3 protein-coding genes and 1 pseudogene are annotated in these 1800 nt (G+C 70.7%); all 4 read left to right on the top strand.

Annotated features, from left to right (window positions below; genetic code table 11):
• On the top strand, window positions 1–342 hold a 342-nt coding region (locus ROTAS13_RS27575; protein WP_371329347.1), incomplete at its 5' end, for a MotE family protein.
• Window positions 339–719, top strand: a complete 381-nt coding sequence (locus ROTAS13_RS24015) for a chemotaxis response regulator CheY (RefSeq protein ID WP_019459336.1) — start codon at window positions 339–341, stop codon at window positions 717–719. The genes ROTAS13_RS27575 and ROTAS13_RS24015, both read left to right, overlap by 4 nt.
• Entirely contained in the window at window positions 712–1299 is a 588-nt protein-coding gene (locus ROTAS13_RS24010; protein ID WP_019459335.1) for a protein phosphatase CheZ, read from the top strand. Before ROTAS13_RS24015 ends, ROTAS13_RS24010 begins: the two co-directional genes overlap by 8 nt.
• Window positions 1299–1800 (top strand): annotated as a pseudogene (locus ROTAS13_RS24005) (hypothetical protein); the annotation flags it as partial. The gene ROTAS13_RS24010 and the pseudogene ROTAS13_RS24005, both read left to right, overlap by 1 nt.

Here is a 1800-nt window from a genome sequence, read left to right as displayed (position 1 = left end):
GCCGAGAGCCGGCTGAAGTCGCGCCTCGACGAAATGGCGGCGCTGCAGGCGCGGCTGGAGAAGCTGGAGCAGTCCCGCAACGAGCGCGAGGAGGCCGGCTGGCGCGGGCTGGTGAAGACCTATGAGACCATGCGGCCGCGCGACGCGGCCGCCGTGTTCGACGAGCTCGACATGCCCGTGCTCGTCCGGATCGTGGACCGGATGCGGGAGGCCAAGGCCGCGCCGGTGCTGGGCGCCATGCGTCCCGACCGCGCGCGGCTCCTGACCGCGGAGCTCGCCCGCCACCGCAGCCGGGCCAACGACCCGGACGGACCCGACAACAGCCAGGATGCCAGGCGATGAACAGGAACATCAACGTGCTGATCGTCGATGACTACAAGACGATGCTGCGCATCATCCGGAACCTGCTGAAGCAGCTGGATTTCGAGAATGTCGAGGAAGCGTCCGACGGGCAGGAGGCGCTGTCGAAGCTGCGCGCCGGCAATTTCGGGCTGGTGATCAGCGACTGGAACATGCAGCCGATGACGGGGCTGGACCTGCTGAAGGAGGTCCGCGCCGATGCCCGGCTGAAGTCCACGCCCTTCATCATGATCACCGCCGAGAGCAAGACGGAGAACGTGATCGCGGCGAAGCAGGCGGGCGTCTCGAACTACATCGTCAAGCCCTTCAACGCCGAGACGCTGCGCGAGAAGATCGCCAAGGTGATGCAGGATGCCTGACCAGGAACGCATCGAGCAGGCCGTGCGCAGCGTCCTTGCCAGCATGGGCGGCGACATCACCACCAACGAGATCGTGCTGCTGGCGGAGCTGGAGGCGCTGGGGCGCACCATCGCCCAGGCCAAGGCCGAGATCGCCGCCCTGCGGGTGGAGGAGATCGAGGCCGAGCACATCCCGGTGGCGACCGACGAGCTGGATGCGGTGGTGGAGCATACCGCCACCGCCACCAACGAGATCCTCGACACCTGCGAGACCCTGGAGCGGCTGCTCCCCGAACTGCCCGCGGCACCGGCGGCCCGGATCGGCGAGGCGGTGACGCGGATCTACGAGGCCTGTTCCTTCCAGGACATCACGGGCCAGCGCATCGCCAAGGTGGTGGCGGCGCTGAAGGAGATCGAGGGCCGCGTGCAGCAGATCACCCAGCGCTTCGGCCCGGCGGCCAGGGCTGGCGCGCCCGTTGCCGCCACGCGGGAACGGGTGCCGGAGCGCAGCGAGGGCGAGCGGCTGGCGCAGGGCCCGCAACTGCCGGCCGCCGCCTCGTCCCAGGCGGAGATCGATGCCCTGCTGGCGAGTTTCGACTGATGCGCGCCCCCGACCGGCAAAAGGCCGTCGCCATGGGGCTGGCGCTCGGTGTCTCGCTGCTTCTCGCCGCCCTGCCCGGGCGGGCCGAGCCGGTGGCGGTGCGCTCCGGCGAGCATCCGGGGATGGGTCGGCTCGTCTTCGACTGGTCCCTGCCCACGGGCTACCGCCTGGAGCAGCTCGGCGACCGGGCGATGCTGCACTTCGAAAGCCCCGGCGAGTTCCGCATGCCGGCGAAGCTGCCGCGCAACGTGCTGGCCCTGCGCGGCGCGGCGGACGGGGTGGAGGTGACCCTTCGCAGCGGCGCGCAGATCCGTCCCTTCCGCCTGGGCGAGCGCATCGTCCTCGACGTGCTCGATCCGCCGGCGCCCCGGAAGCCGGAGGCAAAGCCCCCGGCGCGCGAGGCCGCGACGCGCGAGGCGCGGAATCACGGGCGGCAGCCGCCCGCGCGGCGGAACGGGCCGGAGAGTCCGTCTCTTGATCACATCTACGCACAGCTCCACC

Origin of the sequence: Roseomonas sp. TAS13 (assembly GCF_001950415.1) — a bacterium.
Lineage (GTDB): Bacteria > Pseudomonadota > Alphaproteobacteria > Acetobacterales > Acetobacteraceae > Roseomonas > Roseomonas mucosa.
Note: the sequence above shows the minus strand (reverse complement) of the source record. Positions and strands in the feature narration are given on the sequence as shown.

Excerpts from the sequence above, each read along its gene's own strand:
- ROTAS13_RS24015 (WP_019459336.1), top strand. The coding sequence starts at position 339 with ATGAACAGGAACATCAACGTGCTGATCGTCGATGACTACAAGACGATG.
- ROTAS13_RS24010 (WP_019459335.1), top strand. The coding sequence starts at position 712 with ATGCCTGACCAGGAACGCATCGAGCAGGCCGTGCGCAGCGTCCTTGCC.